The sequence below is a fragment of the Thiomicrorhabdus sp. Milos-T2 genome (assembly GCF_000702325.1).
Lineage (GTDB): Bacteria > Pseudomonadota > Gammaproteobacteria > Thiomicrospirales > Thiomicrospiraceae > Thiomicrorhabdus.
This window is the reverse complement of sequence record NZ_KL370892.1, coordinates 228995-255411: the sequence shown is the minus strand read 5'-3', so window position 1 is coordinate 255411 and position 26417 is coordinate 228995. Positions and strand designations below refer to the sequence as shown.

At 38.5% G+C, this 26417-nt stretch carries 26 protein-coding genes; 23 read left to right on the top strand and 3 right to left on the bottom strand.

The genetic code is table 11. From position 1 onward, the window contains the following. Window positions 1–103 precede the first annotated feature (103 nt). The 10 genes from atpE (at window position 104) to ubiA (ending at window position 8543) form a co-directional block, all read left to right on the top strand. Window positions 104–394 carry a F0F1 ATP synthase subunit C gene (gene atpE / locus BS34_RS0111285; RefSeq protein WP_029408615.1) on the top strand — a complete coding sequence of 97 codons (291 nt, stop codon included), beginning with the start codon at window positions 104–106 and terminating at the stop codon, window positions 392–394. A gap of 60 nt (window positions 395–454) precedes the next feature. Next, window positions 455–925: a F0F1 ATP synthase subunit B gene (locus BS34_RS0111280; protein ID WP_029408614.1), complete on the top strand. Its 471-nt coding sequence runs from the start codon at window positions 455–457 to the stop codon at window positions 923–925. A gap of 9 nt (window positions 926–934) precedes the next feature. Further along, window positions 935–1471 (top strand): F0F1 ATP synthase subunit delta, encoded by a 537-nt coding sequence (locus tag BS34_RS0111275; RefSeq protein WP_029408613.1) that lies wholly within the window; start codon window positions 935–937, stop codon window positions 1469–1471. Window positions 1472–1486: 15 nt separating this feature from the next. Further along, entirely contained in the window at window positions 1487–3028 is a 1542-nt protein-coding gene (gene atpA, locus BS34_RS0111270; protein WP_029408612.1) for a F0F1 ATP synthase subunit alpha, read from the top strand. Between the two features lie 14 nt (window positions 3029–3042). After that, window positions 3043–3906, top strand: coding sequence for a F0F1 ATP synthase subunit gamma (gene atpG, locus BS34_RS0111265; protein ID WP_029408611.1), 864 nt, complete (start codon window positions 3043–3045; stop codon window positions 3904–3906). 29 nt (window positions 3907–3935) lie between these two features. Further along, a complete protein-coding gene (gene atpD / locus BS34_RS0111260; RefSeq protein ID WP_029408610.1) occupies window positions 3936–5318 on the top strand; it encodes a F0F1 ATP synthase subunit beta in 1383 nt (460 codons plus the stop codon). Between the two features lie 6 nt (window positions 5319–5324). Continuing rightward, the gene (locus BS34_RS0111255) at window positions 5325–5759 is read left to right on the top strand and encodes a F0F1 ATP synthase subunit epsilon (RefSeq protein WP_029408609.1); all 435 of its coding nucleotides are present in this window, start codon (window positions 5325–5327) and stop codon (window positions 5757–5759) included. Window positions 5760–6000: 241 nt separating this feature from the next. Then, window positions 6001–7365, top strand: coding sequence for a bifunctional UDP-N-acetylglucosamine diphosphorylase/glucosamine-1-phosphate N-acetyltransferase GlmU (gene glmU / locus BS34_RS0111250; protein ID WP_029408608.1), 1365 nt, complete (start codon window positions 6001–6003; stop codon window positions 7363–7365). A gap of 40 nt (window positions 7366–7405) precedes the next feature. Beyond that, complete coding sequence (locus BS34_RS0111245) at window positions 7406–7660, top strand: hypothetical protein (protein ID WP_029408607.1); 255 nt, start codon at window positions 7406–7408, stop codon at window positions 7658–7660. Window positions 7661–7691: 31 nt separating this feature from the next. Beyond that, complete coding sequence (gene ubiA, locus BS34_RS0111240) at window positions 7692–8543, top strand: 4-hydroxybenzoate octaprenyltransferase (RefSeq protein ID WP_029408606.1); 852 nt, start codon at window positions 7692–7694, stop codon at window positions 8541–8543. A gap of 449 nt (window positions 8544–8992) precedes the next feature. On the opposite strand, the gene BS34_RS0111230 is transcribed toward ubiA, so the two are convergent. Beyond that, window positions 8993–9508 carry a GNAT family N-acetyltransferase gene (locus BS34_RS0111230; protein WP_029408605.1) on the bottom strand — a complete coding sequence of 172 codons (516 nt, stop codon included), beginning with the start codon at window positions 9506–9508 and terminating at the stop codon, window positions 8993–8995. After that, entirely contained in the window at window positions 9496–9762 is a 267-nt protein-coding gene (locus BS34_RS0111225) for a type II toxin-antitoxin system TacA family antitoxin (RefSeq protein WP_029408604.1), read from the bottom strand. The genes BS34_RS0111230 and BS34_RS0111225 overlap by 13 nt, the downstream gene beginning before the upstream one ends. A 221-nt stretch (window positions 9763–9983) precedes the next feature. On the opposite strand from BS34_RS0111225, the gene BS34_RS0111220 reads away from it, so the two are divergent. From BS34_RS0111220 to BS34_RS0111160, 13 genes are all read left to right on the top strand, one after another. Then, entirely contained in the window at window positions 9984–10358 is a 375-nt protein-coding gene (locus tag BS34_RS0111220) for an IS30 family transposase (RefSeq protein ID WP_038126719.1), read from the top strand. Between the two features lie 560 nt (window positions 10359–10918). Next, window positions 10919–11737 carry a type II secretion system protein GspC gene (gene gspC, locus BS34_RS0111215; RefSeq protein ID WP_029408602.1) on the top strand — a complete coding sequence of 273 codons (819 nt, stop codon included), beginning with the start codon at window positions 10919–10921 and terminating at the stop codon, window positions 11735–11737. Continuing rightward, a complete protein-coding gene (gspD, locus tag BS34_RS0111210; protein WP_233993210.1) occupies window positions 11738–13888 on the top strand; it encodes a type II secretion system secretin GspD in 2151 nt (716 codons plus the stop codon). It begins immediately after the preceding gene. A gap of 33 nt (window positions 13889–13921) precedes the next feature. Beyond that, window positions 13922–15373: a type II secretion system ATPase GspE gene (gspE, locus tag BS34_RS0111205; protein ID WP_029408600.1), complete on the top strand. Its 1452-nt coding sequence runs from the start codon at window positions 13922–13924 to the stop codon at window positions 15371–15373. A gap of 85 nt (window positions 15374–15458) precedes the next feature. Beyond that, on the top strand, window positions 15459–16682 hold the full coding sequence (gene gspF, locus BS34_RS0111200; protein ID WP_029408599.1) for a type II secretion system inner membrane protein GspF: 1224 nt from the start codon (window positions 15459–15461) through the stop codon (window positions 16680–16682). Window positions 16683–16769: 87 nt separating this feature from the next. Next, complete coding sequence (gspG, locus tag BS34_RS0111195) at window positions 16770–17240, top strand: type II secretion system major pseudopilin GspG (protein ID WP_051640875.1); 471 nt, start codon at window positions 16770–16772, stop codon at window positions 17238–17240. Between the two features lie 302 nt (window positions 17241–17542). Further along, window positions 17543–18049: a prepilin-type N-terminal cleavage/methylation domain-containing protein gene (locus BS34_RS12390; protein WP_038126718.1), complete on the top strand. Its 507-nt coding sequence runs from the start codon at window positions 17543–17545 to the stop codon at window positions 18047–18049. A 19-nt stretch (window positions 18050–18068) separates the two neighbouring features. Further along, entirely contained in the window at window positions 18069–18515 is a 447-nt protein-coding gene (gspI, locus tag BS34_RS12760) for a type II secretion system minor pseudopilin GspI (protein ID WP_051640874.1), read from the top strand. After that, complete coding sequence (gspJ, locus tag BS34_RS0111180) at window positions 18512–19117, top strand: type II secretion system minor pseudopilin GspJ (RefSeq protein ID WP_029408596.1); 606 nt, start codon at window positions 18512–18514, stop codon at window positions 19115–19117. The genes gspI and gspJ overlap by 4 nt, the downstream gene beginning before the upstream one ends. Beyond that, the gene (gene gspK, locus BS34_RS0111175) at window positions 19117–20127 is read left to right on the top strand and encodes a type II secretion system minor pseudopilin GspK (RefSeq protein ID WP_029408595.1); all 1011 of its coding nucleotides are present in this window, start codon (window positions 19117–19119) and stop codon (window positions 20125–20127) included. Before gspJ ends, gspK begins: the two co-directional genes overlap by 1 nt. Then, window positions 20117–21415, top strand: coding sequence for a type II secretion system protein GspL (gene gspL, locus BS34_RS0111170; protein ID WP_029408594.1), 1299 nt, complete (start codon window positions 20117–20119; stop codon window positions 21413–21415). The genes gspK and gspL overlap by 11 nt, the downstream gene beginning before the upstream one ends. Then, window positions 21399–21893: a type II secretion system protein GspM gene (gene gspM / locus BS34_RS0111165; protein ID WP_029408593.1), complete on the top strand. Its 495-nt coding sequence runs from the start codon at window positions 21399–21401 to the stop codon at window positions 21891–21893. The genes gspL and gspM overlap by 17 nt, the downstream gene beginning before the upstream one ends. Window positions 21894–21954: 61 nt before the next feature. Continuing rightward, window positions 21955–22857: a type II secretion system protein N gene (locus BS34_RS0111160; protein ID WP_029408592.1), complete on the top strand. Its 903-nt coding sequence runs from the start codon at window positions 21955–21957 to the stop codon at window positions 22855–22857. A gap of 84 nt (window positions 22858–22941) precedes the next feature. Here BS34_RS0111160 and BS34_RS0111155 read toward each other — a convergent pair whose 3' ends face one another. Then, window positions 22942–26406 carry a hypothetical protein gene (locus BS34_RS0111155; protein WP_029408591.1) on the bottom strand — a complete coding sequence of 1155 codons (3465 nt, stop codon included), beginning with the start codon at window positions 26404–26406 and terminating at the stop codon, window positions 22942–22944. Between the last annotated feature and the right edge of the window lie 11 nt (window positions 26407–26417).

Genomic DNA, 26417 nt, shown 5'->3' with positions numbered 1-26417 from the left:
ATTGCCAAAAGGGTTTAAGCGCACCTACTTATGTTTCATTACTTAGGTAAAAAGCTTTTTTATTAACTTTAATTTTTTTAACTTTAAACTTTGGAGAAAATCGATGGAAGTAACTGCTACTATGATTGCTGATATCTATGCTGCAACTGCTATTGGTGTAGGTGTAATTTTGGCTGCTGCTGGTCTGGGTTCAGCTATTGGTTGGGGTCTTATCTGTTCTAAAACTCTTGAAGGTATTGCACGTCAGCCAGAAATGCGTCCAGCATTAATGACTAACATGTTCATCTTCGCTGGTCTGATGGAATCTTTCCCATTCATCATCCTAGCTTTCGCAATGTGGTTCTTATTTGCTAACCCATTCGTTGGTGCATTGACTGCAGCGCTTGGTGCTTAATCGCACTAAACTGTATCTAGTACTAGTATTTATTAAATAACGAATGGCGAGGTAACCACTGTGAGTATTAACGCAACGCTTCTCATCCAGATGATAGCATTTGTGCTACTAATCTGGTTTGTGAACAAAGTGCTGTGGGCACCACTGTCTAAGCTAATGGAAGATCGTCAGAAGAAAATTGCTGACGGACTTTCTGCTGCGGAGAAAGGTAAGCATGAACTTGAATTAGCGGAACAAAAAGCAAAAGAAGTGCTTAAAGACGCTAAAACACAAGCTCAAAATATACTAGGTCAAGCTGAAAAGCGTGGTTCTGAAATCGTAGAAGATGCGAAAGTAAAAGCCGCGGAAGAAGCAGACCGTATTAAAGCTTCAGCCCAAGCAGAAATAGAGCAAGAAGTTAGTCGTGCGCGTGAAGGTCTTCGTAAAGAAGTTGCTTCAATCGCTATATCTGGTGCAGAAAAAATTCTTGCAAAAGAAGTTGACGCTGCAACACATAACGACATGCTTGAAACCTTGGTTAAATCAATCTAAGGAAACTCTATGGCACAATTAATGACAATTGCAAGACCTTACGCGGAAGCGGTATTCGCACTTGCACAAGATGCGAATAGCTTAGCAGGTTGGTCAGAAGAACTAGCAAACCTAGCAACGATCTCAAATGATCCAGCGATGGCGGCTATGATTAAAAACCCAGCATACGGTGCAGACCAGATTGTTTCTGTGTTTACAGATGTAATGGGTGAAAATCTGACGGATGAAGGCAAAGGCCTTTTAACTGCTATGGCTGACAACAAACGCCTTAGCGCACTATCTGATGTTGTTGAAGTTTTTGAAACTTTAAAAGCACAGGCAGAAAAGCGAGTAAGAGCGACTGTGATTTCAGCTCGTAAAACTACGGTTGAGCAGAAGAAAAAATTAAGTGCTGCATTAAATGCTAAGTTTGATGCCGAAGTAGAAATCAACTATGAAGAAGATTCTTCATTGATCGGCGGAATTAAGATTAAAGTCGGTGACTGGGCAATAGATGGTTCAGCACTTTCACAACTTAACAAACTTGGCGCAGCAATCGCCCAATAATGGAGAGGAACAAACATGCAATTGAATGCCTCTGAAATCAGCAACCTTATTCAAGACCGTATCAAGAGTTTTGATGGTTTAGCTGAGTCTGGCAGCGAAGGAACAGTCGTTAGCATCGCTGATGGTATCGCACTTGTTCACGGTGTCTCAGACGTAATGTATGGTGAGATGGTTCAGTTCGACGAGAACACTTTTGGTATGGCTCTTAACTTAGAGTCAGATTCAGTAGGTGTTGTTGTTTTAGGTGAATATGAGCACATTTCTGAAGGTGACAAAGTAACTTGTACTGGTCGCATTTTAGAAGTACCAGTAGGTCCAGAAATGAACGGTCGCGTTGTCGATGGTTTAGGTCGTCCAGTAGACGGTAAAGGTCCTATTGAAACTAAAGTAACTTCACCTATCGAGCGTATCGCTCCTGGTGTAATTGATCGTCAATCAGTTGATCAGCCAATGATGACTGGTATTAAATCTATCGATTCAATGATTCCAGTAGGTCGTGGTCAACGTGAGTTAATCATTGGTGACCGTCAAACTGGTAAGACTGCAATCGCTATCGATGCAATCATTTCTCAGAAAGACACTGGTGTTAAATGTATTTACGTAGCAATGGGGCAAAAAGCTTCAACTGTAGCTAACGTAGCACGTAAATTAGAAGAGTACGGTGCAATGGATAACACTGTTATTGTTGCAGCTAACGCTTCTGATCCTGCAGCTCTACAGTACTTAGCGGCTTTCGCTGGTTGTGCTATGGGTGAATATTACCGTGACCGTGGTGAAGATGCGTTAATCATCTATGATGATTTAACTAAACAAGCTCAGTCATACCGTCAGATTTCATTACTACTTCGTCGTCCACCAGGTCGTGAAGCATTCCCTGGTGATATCTTCTATCTTCATTCTCGTTTACTTGAGCGTGCAGCTCGTGTATCTGCTGACTATGTTGAGAAGTTCACAAACGGTGAAGTAAAAGGTAAGACTGGTTCTTTAACGGCTCTTCCAATTATTGAAACTCAAGCGGGTGATGTATCTGCTTTCGTACCAACTAACGTAATCTCTATTACAGATGGTCAGATTTTCCTTGAAACTGGTTTATTCTCTCAAGGTATCCGTCCTGCTGTAAATGCTGGTTTATCTGTATCACGTGTTGGTGGTGCTGCTCAAACTAAAGCGATCAAGAAATTAGGTGGTGGTATCCGTTTAGACTTAGCACAATACCGTGAATTAGCGGCATTTGCTCAGTTTGCATCTGACTTAGATGCAGCAACTAAAGCACAGTTAGAGCGTGGTAAGCGTGTAACTGAGCTGATGAAGCAAAAGCAATACTCACCGTTATCTATCGCTGAGATGGCTATCTCTTTGTATGCTGCGAATGAAGGCTACTTAGATGATGTAGAAGTTGATAAAGTCTTAGACTTTGAAGCTGCTCTACACGCTCACTTAAATTCTGCAAATGCTGACCTAGCTGCCCAAATCAATGAGAAGGGTGACTGGAATGGTGACATCGTTGATGCTGTTAAAGCATGCGTTGAATCATTCAAGGCTAACGGCGTTTACTAATTAAGGAGTAGGCCATGGCAGGCGGTAGTAAAGAAATACGAGCCAAAATTGGTTCAGTAACAAATACCAAAAAAATCACTAAAGCCATGGAAATGGTTGCGGCGTCTAAAATGCGTAAGGCTCAAGCCCGCATGGAAGCGACAAAACCATACGTCGAAAAAGTGAAGAGAGTTATTACTCACGTAGCTGGTGCACACCCTGAGTATAAGCATCCTTATACTCAAACACGTGACACTGTTAAACGTGTTGGTTTAATGGTTATCTCTTCTGATCGAGGACTTTGTGGTGGTTTAAACTCAAACTTATTCCGTGCAATTCTTCCTAAGCTAAAGGCTTGGCAAGAGCAAGGTGTAGAGGTTGAACTTGCCTTAGTTGGTAACAAAGCACAAACTTTCTTCCGTAGTTACGGTGGAAATGTTGTTGCAACCGTTTCTGACCTAGGTGACACTCCGCACATTGAGGACTTAGTTGGTACAATTAAAGTTGTTTTAGACAAGTTTGACGCAGGTGAAGTTGATGAAGTTTATTTAGCTTCTAATGCCTTCGTTAATACGATGACTCAACAACCTACTGTACAACAACTTGTTCCTTTGCAAGCTGAAGAAAAAACAGACGATTCTCGTTGGGATTATTTATATGAGCCTGACGCGACTACAGCATTGAATTTATTAATGCGTCGTTATATTGAAGCAACTGTATTTGGTTCTGTTGTAGAAAATGCATCTTGTGAGCAAAGTGCTCGTATGATTGCAATGAAGAATGCAACTGACAATGCAGGTGAAATGATCAATGAATTGAAGCTGTCTTACAACAAGGCACGTCAAGCGGCGATCACTGCTGAAATTTCAGAAATTGTTGCTGGTTCAGCAGCTGTATAAAGTTTGAAAGTTTCAATAAAAGGTTAAAGATTATGAGTGGACAAATAGTACAAATTATCGGCGCCGTTGTAGACGTCGAGTTTAAAGGTGCTGATTTACCTAATATCTATGACGCGTTAACTGTTGATGGAGTTGGTTTAACTCTTGAAGTTCAACAGCAAATCGGTGATAACAAAGTGCGTGCAATCGCAATGGGTTCATCAGACGGTTTAAAGCGTAACATGGCTGTTAGCAATACTGGAGCGCCTATTTCAGTTCCAGTTGGTAAAGCAACATTAGGTCGTATTTTCGACGTTCTTGGTAACCCAATTGATAATGCGGGCCCAGTAGAAACTGAAAGTACAAGCCAAATTCACCGCCCAGCTCCTGCATTTGATGAGCTAGCGGCTTCTGAAGAATTACTAGAAACTGGTGTTAAAGTTATCGACTTAATTTGCCCATTCGCTAAGGGTGGTAAAGTAGGTTTATTCGGTGGTGCTGGTGTTGGTAAAACTGTAAACATGATGGAACTTATTCGTAACATCGCGATGGAACACTCTGGTTACTCAGTATTTGCTGGTGTAGGTGAGCGTACTCGTGAAGGTAACGATTTCTATTATGAAATGGAAGAGTCTGGAGTACTTGATAAAGTTGCTCTAGTTTATGGTCAGATGAATGAGCCTCCAGGAAACCGTTTACGTGTTGCCTTGACTGGTTTAACTATGGCTGAGTACTTCCGTGATGAAGGTCGTGATATCTTATTCTTCGTAGATAACATTTACCGTTATACACTTGCTGGTACTGAAGTATCTGCACTTTTAGGTCGTCTACCATCAGCGGTAGGTTACCAGCCAACTCTTACACAAGAGATGGGTCAGGTGCAAGAACGTATTACCTCAACTAAGACAGGTTCTATCACATCTATCCAGGCCGTTTACGTTCCTGCAGATGATTTAACGGACCCTGCTCCTGCTACTACATTTGCTCACTTAGACGCGACTGTTGTATTGAACCGTGCTATCGCTGAAACAGGTATTTACCCTGCAATCGATCCACTAGATTCAACTTCACGTCAGCTTGATCCACTAGTTGTTGGTCAAGAGCATTATGATGTAGCTCGTAACGTTCAGCAGACTCTGCAGCGTTATAAAGAGTTGAAAGATATCATTGCTATCTTAGGTATGGATGAACTTTCTGAAGAAGATCGCTCTCTTGTAGCACGTGCACGTAAGATGCAGCGTTATTTCTCTCAGCCATATTTCGTAGCTAAAGTGTTCACTGGTGAAGATGGTCGTTATGTACCATTAAAAGAAACTATCCGTGGTTTCAAAATGATCGCTAGTGGTGAATTAGATGATGTTCCTGAGCAAGCATTTATGTATGCTGGAGACATTGACGAAGTTCTAGAAAACGCTAAGAAGTATAAAGGGTAATTCGTTATGGCAGTCTCAATGCAAGTAGATATTGTAAGTGCAGAAGGTGAGATTTTCTCAGGTAAAGCTGAAATGCTTTTTGCACAGGCTGCCGACGGTGAGGTTGGTATTATGCCTCACCACACCCAGTTTCTAAGCTCATTGAAGCCTGGAACAGTACGTGTTGTTAGTGGTGATGAAGAAGATCATTTCTACATTAGCGGCGGCATCATCGAAATTCAGCCAAGTGTGGTCACTGTGTTAGCAGATACAGCCATTCGTGCTAATGATTTAGATGAAGCTGAAGCAATAGCTGCAAAACAGCGTGCTGAAGAAGCTATGGATAATGCAAAAACTGAAACTGATATCGCAAGAGCTCAGGTTGAGTTAGCAGAAGCCGTAGCTCAAATACAAGCAATCAGTAAATTACGTGATAGTTTGCATAAAACTGGGTTGGCTTAATTGTTACCCTTGTAAAAGAGCGCCTAAGGGCGCTTTTTTTTTCTTTGTTGATTAGTTGTACCGCTTGCGGGCAATCTCTTTGTCAACGACGAGTCGTGTAGTTAACTACACTCACTTACGTTTCCTTGACCTTGCTCCACAATCGAAACCACTAATCTAACAAAGTATTTCCATTTTCATTGAAGAATAATTATGTAAACTTTAATTTTATCTAATTGTTTTTATTTAAAGGAATAAAGCTATGGCTTTAAAAGTTGTTATTCTGGCAGCGGGTAAAGGTACTCGTATGCGTTCTAAGCTGCCTAAGGTTTTGCAACCTTTAGCTCATAAGTCACTTTTACAGCATGTGATTGATACCGCTGAATCTCTTAATTCAGACTCTGTTATTACAGTGATAGGTCATGGTGCTGAATTAGTAGAGCAGAGAGTTGCAGGTGATAATCTAAGCTTTGTTATGCAAGAACAACAATTGGGTACAGGGCACGCTGTGCAAATGGCGACACCGTTAGTCAATGCTGATGATACGGTGTTGATTTTGTATGGCGATGTCCCACTAACCTCTTTAGAAACTTTACAAGATTTATTATCTTTAGTATCAAATGAATATCCTTTAGGCTTGTTAACTATTAATCTCGATAATCCCACAGGATATGGCCGTATTGTTCGTGACCAGCATCTTGTTGTTCAGGCTATCGTCGAGCAGAAAGATGCCTCTGATGAACAACTACTGATTTCAGAAGTTAATACCGGCATTATGGCAGTTAAAGGCCAACAACTAAATTATTGGTTATCGAATTTAAGCAGCGATAATGCGCAAGGTGAATATTATTTAACGGATATTATCGCTATGGCTGTTGCAGATGGATTTACTGTGCAGACTACTCAACCACATTCAGAAATTGAAGTGTTAGGGGTAAATGATAAGGTTCAATTACAAGATTTAGAACGTCGCTTTCAAAAACAACAGGCAGTACAGTTGATGCAAGCGGGTGTTACTTTACTGGATGCGAATCGAATTGATATTCGTGGCCAAGTAAATGCTAAGGCAGATGTTCAAATTGACGTTAATTGCATTCTAGCAGGCCTGGTAACCCTAGGTGAGAACGTTTCAATTGGTGCTAACTGTATTTTAAAGAATGTGACAGTTGCAGATGGTTCGGTCATTCACCCGTTTAGTCATCTTGAAGATTGTGTAGTTGGTCAAAATTGTATTATTGGCCCTTATGCCCGTTTACGCCCCGGTACAGAACTGGGCAATGAAGCTAAAATTGGTAACTTTGTAGAAACCAAAAAGGCCATTATTGGCGAAGGCTCTAAGGTCAATCATTTAAGCTATATTGGTGATACTGATATGGGTAAAGACGTTAATATTGGAGCGGGTACCATTACTTGCAACTATGATGGTGTAAATAAACACAAAACCATTATTGGTGATAGAGTATTTGTGGGTTCTGATAGTCAATTAGTTGCACCAGTACAAGTTGGTGATGACGCGACCATCGGTGCAGGTTCGACTATTACCAAAGATACCCCTGAAGCAAAATTAACTTTGTCTCGCGCCAAGCAGATAACGATTTCAAATTGGCAAAAACCAACTAAAAGTTAGAGTTAAAAATAAGATTTATAAAAAAGAGTGATAATGATTTATGAAGCATTATGAAATCGCTGATAAAGATTGCGAACCGTTTAAAAAAGCAATGGCAGACCAGGCCTGGCAAATTACTCATCAAGATGTAGGACAAACCGAATTATTGGCTTATGGCTATGTCATCGCATGGGAAAAAGAGGGTCATAAAGTATTAATGCAATATGCAGACCGACAAGGTCAGGTACAGGCTAATTTAGAAATCTCCCCTGCTGTCTATGATGAGATTATAACCACTGTTAATGAATTATCTTAATTCATTTATTTTCCCAGCATCATAGCTTTTTATGAATAAACTCCGCTCCTACATTTCCCTAACCAGACTAAATCGGCCAGTAGGCATCTATTTAGTTTTGTGGCCAGCTTTATGGGCACTCTGGTTAGCCTCTGGCGGAATGCCTTCTATCTATTTACTAGTGGTGTTTGTATTTGGTGCGATTTTAATGCGTTCGGCTGGTTGTGTTATTAATGACTTTGCCGATCGAAATATTGATGGCCACGTGGAACGTACCTGTAATCGTCCGCTAGCCTCGGGTGAGATCTCAGCCAAAGGCGCATTGCTGTTTTTTGGTGTGCTTTGTGTAATTGCCTTTGGTTTAGTGTTAACGCTTAACAGTCTTACCGTCTACCTTTCTTTTGGAGCACTCTTTTTAGCCGCTTTATACCCCTTTATGAAACGCCATACCTATTGGCCGCAAGCCTTTTTAGGTGCAGCGTTTGCCTGGGCAATCCCAATGGCATTTGCAGCGGTTCAAAATGAAGTGCCTTGGCAAGTTTGGCCAATCTTTGCGGCCACTATGGTTTGGTCCCTTATTTACGATACCGCCTATGCAGTGGGTGATATGAAAGACGATTTAAAAATTGGCGTAAAATCCACCGCCATTTTATTTGCAGACAAGCTTGTTCCAGCTATTGGATTATTTCAGGGGATTATGCTTGCGCTGTTGATTTGGGTTGGCCTGATATTTGATCTTGGGTTTATCTTTTTTACAGGCCTGGTAACTGTCGCAGTTTGGTTTATTTATGATTTAAAACGACTATCACAGCATGATGACAAATTAGCCTTTAAAGTGTTTATTCAAAACCATTGGATTGGATTCATTGTTTTAGTTAGTATTGCCTTAGACCTAGCAATATAGACTTAATTCACATAATCTTCATAAATAACCAGCCCTGGTAGCTTATTGAAATTTACAGTAAACGAGTCGTTTCTTTTGGAACTTCAAGAATCTGGGTAAATACAAAACAGAACGATGCTCACATTCTGATTAAGTGTGTTGCACTTAGAACTTGAATTCACCAATTGATAAAGTTCAAAAATAACGAAATAATTTGGAGGGCTGGGAGTGCTTTAATAATGAGTAAAAGAGGACGTTATGAAGTTCCCCCAATAAACTGGACGGTTAGACTTTATCATAAAAAGCCATTTCGTAACTTAAAGGCGATTAATAATCGAGATAAGAATGTCTTCTTATTTTATTGTAAAAGACTTCCATGTATTGGAAGATGCTACTAATGCAAGGCTTTTTATTACCAGTTGGTTAGTCTTGAAGGGGGGAATAGGTTCAAAACGAATAGATCAAAGGGTCTAATCCTCTTTAAAAGAATCTTCGTAATCATTACGAATCTGCTTCATTGGCAAAAACACGGTGAGATCGTTTGTTGGTGATTCAGCAAACCCCAAATTCAGGTAGTATTCTTTAGCCTTTTCATCTATCGCATGTATCATTAATGCTTTGAATGCAACGTGTTCAGAAACGGCGATTGAACGCAAAAGGCAATCTTTCAACAGGTGTTTACCAAAAGACTGTCCTTGGTAATTTTTATCAATCGCTAATCGCCCCATGACTAATACAGGGATAGGGTTGGGCATATTTCTTTTTAACGCACCAGGCGTTTCGTTGTGTTCAACAGAACCATTAGAAAATGCGTAATAACCAACGACTTTATTGTTATCGCAAATAACAAAACATCTACTGGCATCACCACGGTGATTTTTTAATGCTTTCTCTTGTAGCCATTCCTTTAAAGCCTCATAGCCACAGTCAAAGGAAGAAATATCATGTTCCGCATTTAAGCCAGTTGGTTCTGTTATTTTTCCCAAGGCGATTTTTCCTTAAACAATTCTTTTAAGCGATTATTTTTACGCACAGGCATGTTTAAAGCTTGATTAAAATCAGTAAACTCTTTCTCATCTAATTGAAAAAAAGTTTGATCTAACAAGACGTTCTTGGCTTTTTCATAAGCGGCATTAACGATAAAAGTCGTTCTATCCATGTGTTGTAATTGAGCAGCTCGACTAATAATCGCTTGCTGTTCTGGTTCAACACGCATATTAATTTGTGCTGTCCTAGCCATTTTCCTTACTCCTAATTATTGTCATTACACTACTAACAAAATATTGTATATGCAATGTATATACACATTAATTCCTTGCTGACCATTTAGTCAATAAAAATTTTTAATCATGATAAAGGTTTTGTGCTCGGGGTCGAAATCGATAGGTAAGACTACAAATAGTAATATTTAGTGTCCAGTTTTTTGGGGGAACCTCATAACGTCCCCTTTGTTTCATTATTGTGCCATTACAGGGTAAGTTCGCAGACAAGCTCAAAGAAGCCGTTATTGCTGTATTAGAACCACTCAAAGAGCGTGTACATACGATAACTTATGATAATGGCAAAGAGTTTGCAGAACATAAGGCCATGGCAGAGGCATTGGACGCACAAGTGTTTTTTGCCCACCCTTATGCCTCATGGGAAAGAGGCATAAACGAAAATACGAATGGATTGATACGGCAGTATTTTCCTAAAGGCACGGATCTGAGAGGCATCACTCAAGAGCAAGTTCAATTTGTGATGGACAGATTAAATAATCGTCCTCGAAAAACACGAGGTGGTAAAGCACCCAATGAATTATTTATGGGGCTGCAGGTAGATTTACTTGCAGCATAATTTAAAAATTGCGGTTATTACTTGAATCCGCGTTATTCAAAACCATTGGATTGGATTCATTATTTTAGTTTTTATTGCCCTAGACTTAGCAATAAAAATTAATTCACATAACCTTAATAACTTACCAGGCCTGGTATATTAATTTAATTTGTTTAAATGAGTTGTTTGTTGGGTACATAAAGAATAGGGTCAAGATTTACTGACAAATCAGAGCAGTTTATCGCTTGTGAGAAAATTTTAATTAAAGCCACTAGTAAGTCAGCGTAATAAGGCAAAAAGATAAATAAATCATGTTGTCGCTGTCGTTGGAAATCGTTCAAACGGAACGGGTTCCTCTTATGCACGATTAACTTTCTGCTTTATATTGCACTTATACGAAAAATTTCCTAAATATTTTATAAAATTGATAGCGTTTTTTATTTATGAACGGTATTCTTAGGTATGCCAAATTTGGGGGTTAATCAATGACTTCGGCATTAATAAATATCGTTCTCTATTAAAGACTTTTATAGACATGGAGAACCTTAGGAATATTTCAGGATACAAAATGAGAGAGTTTTTTGAATCGTTTAAATCAAAATAAAATTATCACATCTGTTTTTATATTGTTATTTATATTGCTAGCTTGGATGTTGGGTAAAATGTTTTTGGCATTTTATGTTAACCCGCAGCCAGATTTGATTTTACCGTCAATGAATATCCAATCAGAAAAACAATCAATGAATTCTGCTTCTATGTCTAGTCCAATTTATTTGTTTGGGAGAGCACCGGCCACTCAATCTAAACCTTTGATTGTCGCTAAGGATGTTCAGAAAACTCGCTTGAGTCTCAAATTACTTGGTGTCTTGATTGCCCCTAATGGAAGTCTGGCGATTATTGAAAAAGGGGGCAAGGATTATAGCTTTAGTTTAGGTGAAAAGATTCAAAGAGGTGTTGTCCTTAAAGATGTTCATTCTGATTATGTGGTCATTACTCATAATGGATTGTTAGAGAAGCTTGAAATGGTTCAAGATCAAGATATTTTTACGAATCACGATTCTGGTTCAGAATTAACTGAACAGCAGTTTAAAACCTTAAAAACTGTTAAAGATAACGCTTTAAAAAATCCTGTTTCGATTATGCGATATTTGCGTTTTCAGATGATACAAAAAGATGGCAAAATTTCTGCGGTTAAGGTTTGGCCAAGAACTGAAAAATCAATTTTTGAATCCCTAGGTTTTAAGCCTGGTGATTTACTTAAAAACGTAAGTGGCTATTCAGTTGAGGATTTGGCTAAATCGCCAACGCTTTGGCAAACGTTACTTAAGAAAACCAATTTAGACTTAATCATTGAACGAAATGGTCAAACGCAGAATATTTTGGTTCAACTGGATAATTAGATGATGCAATTGTTTGTTAGTAATAAGAGTGAGAGTAAAGTGCGAGAAAATCGTAGTGTGTTAAGTTGGATATTGAGTTCATTTGGCGTTTTATTTTTGGCAAGCACTCTTTTTTTAGTTGGCTTGCAACAGGCTAAAGCAGAAGGAACCTTAAAACAGAATTTTAAACAGGCCGATATTAAAACCGTGATTGAGGCTGTGGCTAAAATTTCAGGTAAGAATTTTATTATTGACCCTCGTGTTAAAGGTAACGTGACATTCATTGCTCCAGAAGGTATGAACCCCAACGAACTGTATGAGTCATTATTAGCAATATTAAATGTTTATGGGTATGTCGCCGTGCCAACAGATGGAGCGATTAAAGTCGTACCAGCGAACATTGCTAGAGACCAAATTCCATACCGTTCTTGGAATGAGGATGATGAGGATTGGGTAACTGAAGTGATTTCGATACGGAATGTAAAAGCAACAAAGTTAGTTGCTGTTTTACGTCCTTTAGTCGCCAAAGAGGGGCATTTAGTAGCATTATCTGAGAGTAATAAACTGATTGTGTCAGATACGGTTTCTAACATTAAGCGTTTAAAAAGCATTTTAAAGCGCGTTGATGTTGATGTTAAAGGCGCATATGAAGTCATTCCAATTAAGTTTACCTCTGCAGTAGATTTGGCCAAAACGCTTAAGAGTGTGATGCCAAAAGGACAAGGTGGCGTAGATGTTACGATTGGTTTTGATGCTCGTTCTAACCGAATTATTTTGAGTGGGGATGAATTTAAACGCATGATGCTCAGAGCGTTAATAGCCGATTTGGATGTAAAAGTTGATGCTGAAGGCGGTGTGCAAGTGATTTATTTACGCTACGCCAAAGCAGCGGATATTGCCCCTATTTTACAAAAGATTGCGGGCAATGAAACTATTCAAATTCAGGATGAGTTACCACAGGATAAGCCTGTTTTAGAAAAGGTAAAAAACTCTAAAAATGAGTTGCCTCCAAAAAACACAGGTCTAAATACGGCTGCATTAAACAAAGTAGAACTAAAAGAAAAGATTAGCATTGAAGCAGATGAAAGGATGAATGCTTTGATTATCAGCGCACCAACGGCGGTGGTAAAAGGGCTTAAAAGTGTCATAAAGCAGTTAGATATTCGTCGTGCTCAAGTATTAATTGAAGCCATTTTTGTTGAGATTTCAGAGGATAAGGCCGCAGAGTTGGGTGTGGAATGGGGTTTAGCAGGATCAAGCGGAGCAGGCCTGGTGAATTTCTCAGGGGCAATCCCTTCAATTATTGGTAATTCAGGTGATCTTCTAGCGCAATCGCAAGCGATTGGGCGAGGTATCACTTTGGGGGGTGGTGAACTTAATTCAGATAGCACTGGTTGGGGTGCTTTAATACGTGCTTTAAATACCAATTCGGCCTCTAATATTTTAGCCACTCCGTCTATTTTGACATTAGATAATGAAGAAGCTGAAATTTTAGTAGGTAGAGAAGTGCCTTTCCAAACCGGTTCTTACGCCAGTACCTCTTCATCAGTATCTAATCCTTTTACTACCATTGAGCGTAAAAATGTAGGTTTAAAGCTTAAAGTTAAACCTCAGATTAATGAAGGTAATGAAGTTTATCTGGATATTGACCAAGAAGTTTCGGATGTTATTGATAAAGGGCAAGCGGTAGATCTTCAAACGTCTAAACGTCAGATTAAAACTCGTGTGATTGTGGGTGACGGACAAATGGTGGTATTAGGAGGTTTAATCAATGAGAAACAAACCAATTCTAAGTCAAAAGTACCAGGCCTGGGGGATTTACCTTTATTTGGTAATTTATTTAGTTCAGAACAAGATTCTCGTGAAAGAGTTAATTTAATGGTTTTTTTGCGTCCGGTGATTATCCGAAATAATTCAATGAGTAGTTATTACAGTAATAAAAAATACCGCTCTGTATATCAAGAACAAGATGCCATGCTACGTGCCAATGATGTCTCTCTGCTAAATGGATTGCGCCCGCGCTTACCGACTGTCGATGAATGGACAAAAGGCCAGTCAGCAAAGCCTATTGAAGAAACGCTTAAAAAAGAGGCAAAAGAGCAAACTAAAAAGCAGAATGATGATGATAAATTGATTTATGAATCAACCACTGATGAGTTGCTAGATTTTTAAGTTTTACATGAGCAGCCTTAAGGATTTATATTTATGAATATTGCGCTTTCGTTTAGCTTTGCCAATAAGAATAAGGTGTTATTAAGTGACACGGACAACGGTTTACTTTTACGCTTTACTGAGGAAACGCCAGCAAGTGCCTTATTGGAGTTGCAGCGACAATATGTAAGCTCTCATATTGTGCTTCAAAGACTCGATAAAACTGCATTTGATGTGCAGATTCAGTCTAGCTATTCAAGCCACGGAACCGAGTCAATGGAAGCGATTGGTTCGATTGAAACGGAGGATCTTGCTTCGGTCTTTGCAGAAGTCGGTGAGCCTGAGGATTTGTTGGATAGTGAAGATGAAGCCCCCATTATTAAGTTATTAAATGCGATTTTAAGCGAAGCCATTCGCTCGCGTGCTTCGGATATTCATATAGAGCCCTTTGAAAATGAATTACGTATTCGCTTTAGAGTTGATGGAATTTTAAAAACCGTATTAACGCCAAAAGTGGCTCTAGCCAATATGTTAGTGTCTCGTATTAAGGTTATGGCACGATTAGATATTGCAGAGAAACGTTTACCACAAGATGGACGAATTTCTTTGAAATTAGGCGGGCGAGCGGTTGATTTAAGGGTGTCCACCATTCCTTCTAGTTTTGGAGAGCGTGTTGTTTTGCGTTTGTTGGATAAGAGTGCAGGGCGTTTAAATCTAAAAGAACTAAAATTGCCAGAAAAGGTCGAGAATGGAATCCAAAGTGCGTTGTCTAAATCGCATGGAATTTTTTTGGTCACGGGGCCAACGGGTTCAGGTAAAACCACTACGCTTTATGCGGGGTTGGCTCAGTTAAATAATGCGCAACGCAATATTATGACTGTTGAAGACCCTATTGAGTATAACATTGATGGAATTAATCAAACTCAAGTTAACTCTAAAGCCGATATGACTTTTGCGAAAGGTTTACGTGCTATCTTGCGCCAGGATCCAGATGTGGTGATGGTGGGGGAGATTCGAGATTCTGAAACCGCCAATATTGCTGTCCAAGCTTCCTTAACAGGACATTTAGTTTTGTCTACTTTGCATACCAATTCAGCCATCGGCGCCGTAACTCGATTACGCGATATGAAGGTCGAACCCTTTTTATTATCGTCAAGTATTGTTGGGGTCTTAGCTCAGCGTTTAGTTCGTGAGTTGTGTGATTGCAAAACCCCTCACCAAGCAGATGCTGCCGAATGTAAAGTATTAGGTGTTAAAGAAGCAACGATTTACCGCTCTAATGGTTGTGAAAAATGTCAATTTACCGGCTATAAAGGTCGAATGGGCTTGTATGAACTGTTTTTGATGGATGATGAATTACGTTCCATGATTTATTCTAATGTGCCTGAAGAAGAGATTGAAAAGGTGGTACGAAAGCAGTCAAATTCGCTTTCAGATAATGGTTATCATGCGGTATTAAAAGGCCAAACTGATTTATCTGAAGTTCAGCGAGTGACTCAGCGTTAGTAAAATGATGACGAATTTATAATGAATATCCAAATGAATCTTTTTATGAAGAACCGATTAATCGCGTTGTTTATGGAGAACCTTTATGCCCGCTTTTGAATACAAAGCGTTAAGTGCATCCGGCAAACTAAAAAAAGGTTTGCTTGAGGGCGATTCTGAAAAACAAATAAGGCAACAGTTACGTGATAAAGGATTGATCCCAACCTCAATTGAGCCAATCAATAAAAGAGTAAAAAATACTCCCGGTGTTAATACGGTACTATTTATTCCTCAAGTTAACACGGCAGAACTCTCACTGTTTACTCGCGAACTTTATACTTTACTAGATGCAGGAACAACGCTTAATGAAGCATTAAAGGCGATGTCGCAACAAGCTGAAAGTAAGCAGATGAAACGTTTTGTTACCAGCTTGCATACCAAGGTTGCAGAAGGATATAGCTTAGCAAGTGCAATGAATCAAGCGCCCTATAAAGTACCAACTGATGTGGTTGCCACCATTCAAGCAGGCGAAGAAAGTGGTTACTTAGATAAGGTATTGTCGCGTTTGGCCGAATCGATTGAACAGCGGGATCAGTTAAATAAAAAAATGAAAACCGCCTTGATTTATCCAATCTTAATGGTCGTTGTTGCCATTTTTATTGTGTTCTTTTTAATGGTTTATGTGGTGCCTAAAGTAGTAAAAGTCTTTGACAATATGAAACAAGACCTACCGCCCTTAACTGAAGGACTAGTGAGCTTTAGTGATTTTATTCAAAACCAGTGGGGTTGGTTGTTAGGTTGTTTTATTGTCATTTGGTTGGGTTTTATTTGGCTGTTACGCCAACCAAAAGGGCGTTATAAAGTGGATGCTTTTTTATTGAAAATACCTGGTTTAAAACGGTTTTTAATTTATTCTTCTGCCGCACGCTGGGCCCGAACATTGGGCGTGTTGATTTCAAGTGGGGTGGCAATACAAGATGCACTTAAAATCTCTGCCGAAGTCGTAACATCAGCCCCGTTGAAAAAAGCAGTATTAATTATGGTCAATGATGTACGAGAAGGTGAAACGGTTGGCCAAGCAATGGTTAAAGCGGGGTTTTTCCCTCCATTGTTATTAAACCTAGTTAGAACGGGGGAAGGTAAAGGTCAATTAGATGCTATGTTGCTTAAGGGTGCAGAACACTATGAGTTCTCGGTAGAGACTTCTGCGAATACCTTAGTGAGTGTCTTAGAACCGATTTTAATTATTATTATGGGAGGGGTAGTCTTAACCGTGGTTTTAGCGATTATGATGCCTATCTTTGAAATGAATCAGATGGTGGGAACTTAGTTTAAGCAACTTCAAATTAGTTGAAATTAATGCAATTCAAGGTTTTATGCAAAATATTAAAACGTACAAAAAGGCAGAGTGTACAACATGAAAAATCTAAACTTACAAAAACAGTCAAATATCGTAAGCAGAAGCAGTAGTAAGGATCAACAAGGATTTACCTTAATTGAATTAATGGTGGTGGTTGTTATTTTAGCGGTATTAGCAGGCCTGGTGGTTCCTAATTTAATGGATAAACCCGATGAAGCCCGCATTGTAAAAGCTAAACAGGATATTTCTGCGGTTTCATCAGCATTAAAGCTTTATAAGTTAGACAACTTTAGTTACCCAACCACAGACCAAGGATTAGAAGCATTAGTCACTCAGCCAACCGATGAACCTGTGCCTAAAAATTGGAAGAGTTTATTAGATACTGTGCCGGTTGATCCATGGGGTAATCCTTATTTATACCTTTCTCCTGGTGAACATGGTGCTTTTGATTTGTTTACCTATGGAGCTGATGGAGTAGACGGTGGAGAAGGCGTTAATGCTACCATTGGCCAATGGAATATAAAGTAGGTAGAGACCTTTGCAAGAGTCGATGAATACTTAAAAAAGGCCATAATCCTCTATCTTCAACCTAGAAAAATCGCTCAATAGCTAGCTATTATTTGTATTTTTTAGGCTGAATCTAAAGGGTTCTTTTACTTTTTTCTGACATCCCAGACTCGTGCAAAGGTTTCAAGTAATCTAAGAAATATGATGTTCATCTTATGATTTTTAGTGCTCTGTTAGGCCTTGGTTATTAGTACAGGAAACTGGCAGGTTAATACTTGAAAGCGCGACAGGATAATAATTGGATAATAACAGGTTACTAAATTATGACTAACCGTTCTCAGCGCTTACATAGACAATCAGGTTTTACCATGATTGAGCTTATGGTGGTTGTGGTCATTATGAGTATTGTGGTTTTGGTTGGGGTAATGTCATTAGGCAGTTATAGCCAAGATATTCTAAGTAATCAACGAGCTAAAATACAAAGCTACATAAAGCAGGTTGCAGATCAGGCGGTATTTACACAAAAGATGTATTTAATTGCTCCTGATCAAGATGGGTTAACGGTCTTTAACTATGTCAATAGTCAATGGTTACAAGCTAAACAAGTGCCTATTTATGGTTGGCTTGATGGTTTTAACGTAAGTTGGCAATTAAATGAGACCTTTGCCAAACAACAGCAACTACCCAGGCCTGGTTGGGTGTTTTGGCCAAGTGGAGAAGCGCTAAAAGGCCAAATAACCTTAAAGAGTATAGATACGAGTGCAGGTGATTTGGAAAAAAAGACTGAGGTGACCTTAAAGTGGAATGAGGTTTTAGAATTTAACGAGTAATACAAAGCGAATCTTTATTATGCAACTCAATGAGTCCTTTGCTCAGCTAAATACAACATGGTTTGATAAGTTACTGACTAAGCCTTTACTTAAAACGCATATTTCGCGACTTATTCGCATGCAAGGTTTTACCTTAATTGAGGTTATGGTGGCCTTGGCAATTATTGCGATTGCTTTGTCAGCCGTAAGCCGAAGTTTAGGGGTAACCGTTTCTAATCAATCTCATTTAGAGTCTAGAGTGGTGGCAACTTGGTTAGCGGAGAATGCCATTGTTGAACGGCAGGTGCTGGGTAATACTTCCTCAGAAAGCCAACAGTCGGCAAGAATGCTTAACCGTGATTGGACTATTGAGTATGCAGTAGAGCCCACGTTTATTCCAGAGATATACAAATTGTCCGTAAAGGTTTCTGAAAAAGGTTCGGACTCTGTTTCCGCCAATTTATATAGTGTTGTTGGCTCAGAATGAGTAATCCCATTCATCAGTATCAGGCTCAAAGGGGATTTACCTTAATTGAGTTATTAATTGCTTTAGGAGTGTCAGCGGTTATTGCTGTGCTGGCTTATCAATCGATTAATAGTATGGTTAATGTAAAATCATCCGTTGAGCAACACGGTGCTGAAAATGAAAAAATTCAACATGCTATGTGGTGGATGGAACAAGATTTTATTCAACTCGCACCACGCCCAATTCAAGATAAATTAGGTTCAGCACAAGCCACCTTTCAATATCGGCAGGATACGGGCGTAGAGTTTACTAGAATTGCGCAATATGTCACACCAAATGCAAGTGGTGGTTTGTTAAGAGTGGGTTATCAATTGGATAACGGCAATTTATATCGTTTAACCTGGCCTGTTTTAGATAGAGCACAAGATACTAAACCTACAAAGGTCAAGTTACTTAGTAATATTGTACGGTTTGATATTGAGTTGTTAACGGCGAAGAAGGCATGGGTAAAAGAGTGGCCAGCAGAGAACGAGCCATTAACAACTTTGCCCGCAATTAGCCGCGTTACTATTGAGCATAAAACATTTGGCACCATTACCCGTTTATTTATGGGGGTGGAATAATGGTAAAAGGTTATTCTGCTAATAAACCGAATAAGCCTAATAAACTTAATAAACCGCAACAAGGTTTTGCTTTGTTAACGGTATTGTTGGTCGTTGCTTTAATCAGCATGGTTTCTAGCCAGTTGATATATGACCAGCAATTAAATATTCAGCGCAGTAGTTATATGATTCATCAGGCACATTCAGTATCAGTTGCATTTGGTTTTGAAGACTGGGTTAAAAAAGGCTTAAAAGCGGATTTAGAAGATAATAAAATCGATCACCTAGCTGAACAGTGGGCACAACCTTTAATACCGGTTGCATTTGCAGACGGTATGGTGAGTGGAGAAATGACAGATTTACAGGCTAAGATTAATGTCAATAATGTTTTGTCGACAGACAAAGCTCAACGTTTGTTCTGGAAAAAAATGATAGTACGTTCTCTTCAGCAAAGTTTGCCTGAATCCTCATTTATTGGGTTTGGAGATGTTCTTGAAGACTGGATTGATGCCGATGACGAGACTTTAGAAAAGGGGGCGGAAAGTGATCATTATTTGTTGAATCAGCCCGCGTATCGAACCGCCAATCAACCAATGGTGATGGTTTCTGAACTAAAGAACTTACAAGGTATGCAGGTTTTAAACCCTGGGCAGTTTAATCTGTTAGCCAATTCTTTTAGCGCTCTTCCTACCGAAACGACAATTAATGTTAATACCGCTGATGTGCCAGTCATCATGGCATTAAGTGATTGGTTAAGTGAAGATATTGCCAAACAGTGGCTCCAAGTGCGTAAGCAAGAACCCGCTAAAGAGGTTAAGACCTTTTTAGATTTTTTAGAGGAACAAACTGGTTTTAGTGCTCAAGAAATCGCAAATGATATTCCTGCAGGCGTTCTTTCGGTCAATACCCAATTTTTTTTATTAAAAGCACAAGTGGATTATGGTGAGGTTAAACAGGTGGTTTTCTCTATCTTTAATCGAAAAAGTAAAAGTGAAGTGACGTTAGTTCAAAGGTGGTTAAGTGTTGCTTAGTAAACGCAAACAACATACCAAGAATTTAGACTTGGGTTCGTTGGTAGCAAGCATAGATTTAAAGGGTGAGTTACATATAACTCGCTTAGACGGCACCGTGCTCAATAATGAAGAAGTGATAGCAAAGTTAAAGATTGAACGAAAATTAAATCGTGATATTGCCATTGTTTGGGTACCCACAGAAAAGGTAGTCATAACTGATGTAATTGTTCCTGGTAAACGTAAAGCATTGTGGATGGCTGCATTACCTTTTGCGCTTGAAGAAGGTTTGAGTGAAGCAGTAGAACATTATCATTTTGTGCCATATCAGCGTACCGAAGAGGGTATGGTTTCAGTGGCTATAACCCGTCATGATGATATGAAAAACTGGAAAAGGATTGTTGAATCTTATGGCTTGGGGCATGTGCAGTTAGTCGCAGACTGTTTTAGAATCGATGAAACCAGAAGTCAGCATAATAGCTCGGATAGCATTAACAATGATAATGTTGATAAGGAACTCGTCTGGAATAGAGTTTTAGAGAATGAGCGTTGTTTGGTAAGGGTGGATAAGTTCCACGGTTTTGCTTGTAACCAGGCCTGGTATGAAACCCTAAAAAGCAAAATGTTGAATCGTTCGCATGATGATATTAATTTAATCTTAAGTGAAAAGGATGTAAATTCATCTGCTTTATTGACTAGCCATAGCCAAGTTTTACCCAAAGTGCTAAAGCTGAGTTTGAGTCAGTTTGACTACAAATCTAACGCCAGTAGTCTTAGTAGCAGTTGGAAACAATTCACTTGGGTTGGAGCCGTTAGTATAGCCATACTATTCGTATTTTTGGCGACCACCATGCTACAAACACAACAACTTAAGCAACAAACGGCGTACACCAAAAAGAAAACAACCGAATTGTTTAAAACCTTATTTCCTAAAACTAAACGTATTGTCAATATTAAATCGCAAACCTTAACTTACCTAAAACAGAATCATCTAGCCTCAGGTGATAATGCTAAATTAGTTTCCATCATTAAGCAGGTTGAACCTTGGTTTAATCAAGTAAAAAATGTCAAGGTTGAGCAAATGCTTTGGCAGCGAAGCGCAAAGTCAAATCTCTTATCTTTTAAGGTAAGCGCACCCAGTTCAGCGGATTTACAAAAGGTGATTGCGTTATCTAAAAAAGAACCCGCTTTGGCAAATAATAAGCCAGGCCTGGTAGACTCTGAACTTACCAAGGTTTCTATGCGATTAACCCTAAAAAATGTCAGTTCAAATCAGGCACAAGGAGTCATTTATGTTGATGCAAATTAACCAGGCCTGGTCAACTTTAGATAGCCGTGAACAGGTTCTGTTAAAAGTGCTGTTAGCTTTTTTGATTGTGGTGATTATGTATTTGCTGATTTGGGCTCCAATAACCTCAAATAAACAAAATGCTCAGAAGCAATTATATCTGGCTCAACAAGAGTGGCAGTGGTTGAATGAACAAGTTAATGCCATAAATCATTTGCCTAAAAATCGTCAAAATTCAAACGGTATTTTAAAGAGTAAAGAACAATTAATAACGTTGTTACAACGTAGCCTTAAACGCCAAAATCTGTTTAAAGATATCAAAACCATACAAGGCATTAATCAAGGTGGCAAAGTTGCCTTTGAGTCGGTTAATGGAGCTCGCTTATTTAAGTGGTTAGAACAGCTTGAATTGCAGGGTTTAGTGCCTGATAAGGTGTCAATTACAGCATTAACACCAGGCCTGGTAAAAGCGGATATTCAATTTAAGTTAACCAGATAAGAAATAACAAGACGCAAGGGTTTAAATTAATGGCAATTTTAAAAATCGGAATTTATTTGGCATGAATAACAAACGTATTATTGGATTGACCATTTTATTTGTGGTGACTTTTCTAGTTTCTATTCTAATCAATCTTCCTTTAAATTGGCTAGTCTCTAAACCGCAAATTAAACAGATGCTTGAATCTAAAATTAATGCATCCCAACATCTTAAAATAAATTCTTCACGTGGAACAATTTGGCAAGGTGAGCTTGATGTCAGTTTGGTGACAAATCCTCATTTCAATCAAATTTCTGCAAATACTTCAAAACCGAATCCAAAAAACATGCCGTTAGGTATTATTCAATTTCATTTGAATTTATTACCTCTTTTATGGGCTAATTTATCAGCTGATATTGATTGGCAATTAAATAACGCATCTAGTTCTTCTGAACGATCTAGCAAATCCTTCTCAGATAAGACTTTACTAAGAGGTCATTTATCAACAAGCTTGTTATCAAGTGCTCAAAACCAAACCCTTGTTTGGCAAACCTCACAAGGGCAACTGCAATTGGACTCGTTAGATTCCAAGTTGATTGCATTAGAACCAGAACAAGCAGCTGTGTTTCAAAACATAGCAGGCCTGGTCAATATCAAACAATTAACCTTTGAATATAAGCCACAGCTAAATTGGTTTAGTGCATTTGATGCTAATATTCAGTTTAAGGATGTTAAGGCCATGAACAATGTATTTCCACCCATTAGTTTAACGAGTCATTTAAAAGATTCGCAAATTTTAAGTAGTCTTGATGGACAAACAAAAGATTGGAAATTAACAGGAGAGGCCAGTTTGACCAAACAATTGCGCTATCAGGTAGATTTGTCGGTAAACGCAAAGGATGCTAAGGATTTGCCAGACTGGGCGTACTTGATGAATAAAAAATCAAAATCAAACTACAACGCTAAATTTGTGGGGAGATTTTAATTGAGACCTTTGCAAGAGTTAGGGATGAAAAGGTCTCGTAGCGTAACTTAGATATTGCTAACATTATCTGAAAGCGTGAGTGGATTAAAAATTGAATTTAGATTCATCAAGACCCACTTCAAGACTAATAATCTTATTTGTTCTTTTAAAGATTTCTTCGCTTTCTTGAACTGATAGATTTAACTCATCACGTGTTTCTAATCGACCATCACTCCATTTGATCACTAAATAACTGTCCTTATTTACTAATTTATAAATTATGGGTGTCTGACAAACTGTAAAAGCAATTGAATTTTCTGGCAGCATTAGATTCTGGCGTTTACCAGATACAGCCAAATATTCAAAGTTGTTCTGGGCGGAATTAAATTCTGTTTTTCTTAAAAGGTCAGTAGCAAAATGAACAATACCATTCTTAATTTGAATGCCAAGTTCTCCAAAACGAGTTAATACTTCCTCTTTAACCTGGCCGGTCATGCCTGGTTGTTGGGCGCCAGAATGTTTGGGCGTGTGTGAGTAAGGATCATATGGGAAAGCACCATACTCAGCCGGTGTTTTATTAAAGCCGATACCCTCTCTAATTCTATAGTAGAGTTGTCCTAATTCGGTAATTTCATTTGTGGATGCATGGGTTGCAATAGCGTGAAAAAAACTTTCTTGTGTGGCTAAAAGTAACTTAGATACCATGTGCCAATAAATACAACCAAGACCCTCAAAACCAAACATTCCATGAGACCGTCCGGTGAACTCTTTGTGATTAAAAATGTCTTTATAGAGATTGACTACGGCTAGTTTAACTATTTCAAATTGAGTTCCTAATTGAGTTTTTAAACTATCTAATTTGTTATTTAATATTTCTAAATTTATGATTTCATGATGAAAACGATATATTTGGAGGATGTCATCTTTAACGATAATGATTTGATCATTAACTTTGACTAATTGACTTAAATTTTTATCCTCATCTATTTGAGCAAGAGAGATAGAATTTTTTTGCAAGAAAGGTTTTTGCGGTTCATCTGGATATAGCATAAAGGTCTTTTGATCTTCACGGAACAGGTCAGACTTAAATAGGCTTTTTAACAATGTAATGACATCATTTTTTTCAAGTGTGCCAGAGCTTAGCACCGATACCTGGCCTTCTAACATAGCATATAAATAATCTACTGAGAGCGATTGCTTTTCAATACTTAATATATTGTATGCATGATAAAGATTATCGGTTCTTTGGTTGTATTTAATACTGTCGTCTAACAATGTAGTTACGTTGCTAAGCATTGATTTTAAGTGATTGATGTCTAATTCTGTTTTACCTGAAAAACATTTAGATTTATATATTTTTTGACGATAAGCACTAGCTGATTGCCCTAGAGAACTGAGCATTTCAAAACGATAAGCATCACTAAATTCACCATGCTCATTAAGATGTTTACAGGCCTGCTCTATGCTATTGGCGGTTTCTAAAAACCACGTAACGACTTCGGTGGAGCACGCCGCTTGGTTCTGTTGAGTTTGCAATATTTGTTGTAAAAAATCTACATAGCGTCTCATATAATAAAGAGTCACCATCGAGAGTCCTTGCCCAACTAATGCATTGTTAGCATCATTCCATTCTGGTCTCTGGGTGTTTAACCAAATCCCACCTCTAAGCACAAAATTACTTAATTTAGATAATAGAGGCACCAGTAATTTTTCTAGTAAGTTAACTTGATAGACATCTCCATTAGAATTCAAAACTAACTTTCCGTCAGCCCCCATGGATTTTATTCTTTTCTGAATCAGTTGCTCTTCATCTTCGTCGTATTTAACCGTGTTTTTGGGATCGAGCAATAGTTTGTCAAAAGACGCAATTCTATAAGGTACATTTGCATAAGAATAGATAGACTTGCTAAGCATCTCAGCTAATTTTTTTGGATGATATTTGTTGGATAATTCCAGAAGCTTAAGCAAATAGATAATTTGATGATCACCCCAATAGCCTATGTAACTCCAAGGATCTTTTGGGTCTTCTATTTCCCAATCAATACCCTTGTTAGTAATGCGATAGGGGTTGTAACCATCTATTGTGCTAGAGTTTACAAATTTGGAGATTACGTTTTCAATAAACTCTGGATAGCTTAATAAAAGAGCTTCCCAATTTTGAAAAATATCACGCCAATTACCTTCATAGGCCAGAATTCTATTGCCTGAATTATCTTTTATATTAATAGAGAATCGGTTCCAAGGTCGGCTTGGGTCGCCATGTCTTCTACCAAAGGTAATAGGTAAATAATCAGAACATAATCGCTCTAATTGGCTGTTATTTTCTAGAGCAATTTTTTCACGTAGTTCAAGCAACGATATTTGCTTTGGCAGGCCTGTAAAAAAATTAGCATGTTCTTCAAAAATAACTTTATTGAAATGTTCAATATTTTTAGCAAATTCACTAGAGTTAATCCAATATTGATCATCAAATACTCCGCCACGCATAGAATTGAATAGCACATTAGAATAATGATGAACATCATCCATTTCGCTGCCAGTAAGTTGATGGCCATCAGCCTGAGAAATTAAATCTTTTAATTTCTCAGAACCGCTTTTAATGGTTTTCTCTAGTTCCTGATTGAGTAAGGTAGGGTTTTGTTTTAATCTTGAAATAAGTTGAACAATTTCTGTTTGATTTTGTTCGACGTTAGCAATGATTTTCCATTCTTTGTTACAGCCGGGCTGTAATTGTAAGCTTGAAATTACAAAATATGCCCCCCGAATGCCGCGAATGGTTTCTTCAGGCTGTAGGTCTTTGCCTGATGTAAATGCATTAATTTGCCTGGAGCTAAGAAGTATTTGAGGGTTATCTAAACCTATTTGAAAAGCAGTATTGGCTTTTAGAACTTCCACAGGTTCTGGCTTATCAGTAATGCCAGAGTAGAGTGAAAATATGGCTACACCGGTTTCATGCTCCTGTTCGTTGAAACGATATGCATCAACCAGATTACTTGCGTTGGTCTGTACTTCTGTTGGTACTGAAGCAGGTAGAATATTTTGCAACCCATCCATCACTTCTAATTCTAATGTTTGCGTGGAATGATTAATAATTTCAGATTCAACCACAAAACCAAATTCGTCACTAACATTCCAAGTAAAACGAAAAGTCATATTTAGAGTCTCATTAAACTCCTCAAAGCATATTTTGTTTCCAAGTACATGCTTATAAAGGTTTCGCTTTAAGTCTTTTTGTTGAGTCGTTAAAGGTTTAAAAGGTTCCCAAATGACCCAGCTATCTTTGCTATCTGTGCTGTCTTTTGATTTAACTCTTAATATCGTTTTATTACCACTATGTTCTGCGCTGTCTTGTATTTTGTCTACGGCGGCATAGGGAAATAAGGCAGAATCAGAAGATACACGACCCGCAGTTAACCCTGTATTTGATGAGATAAACAACCAATGATCACTGTGCGATACTATGCTCATAAAAAAGTTAGGCATCGAGTCGATGTTTTCAATTAGGTAATATCGTTCATTTTTAAGTTCAACAAACTTACCGGTTGTTTTTTCACTTATCAGGTTATCCAATTTATGCTCCT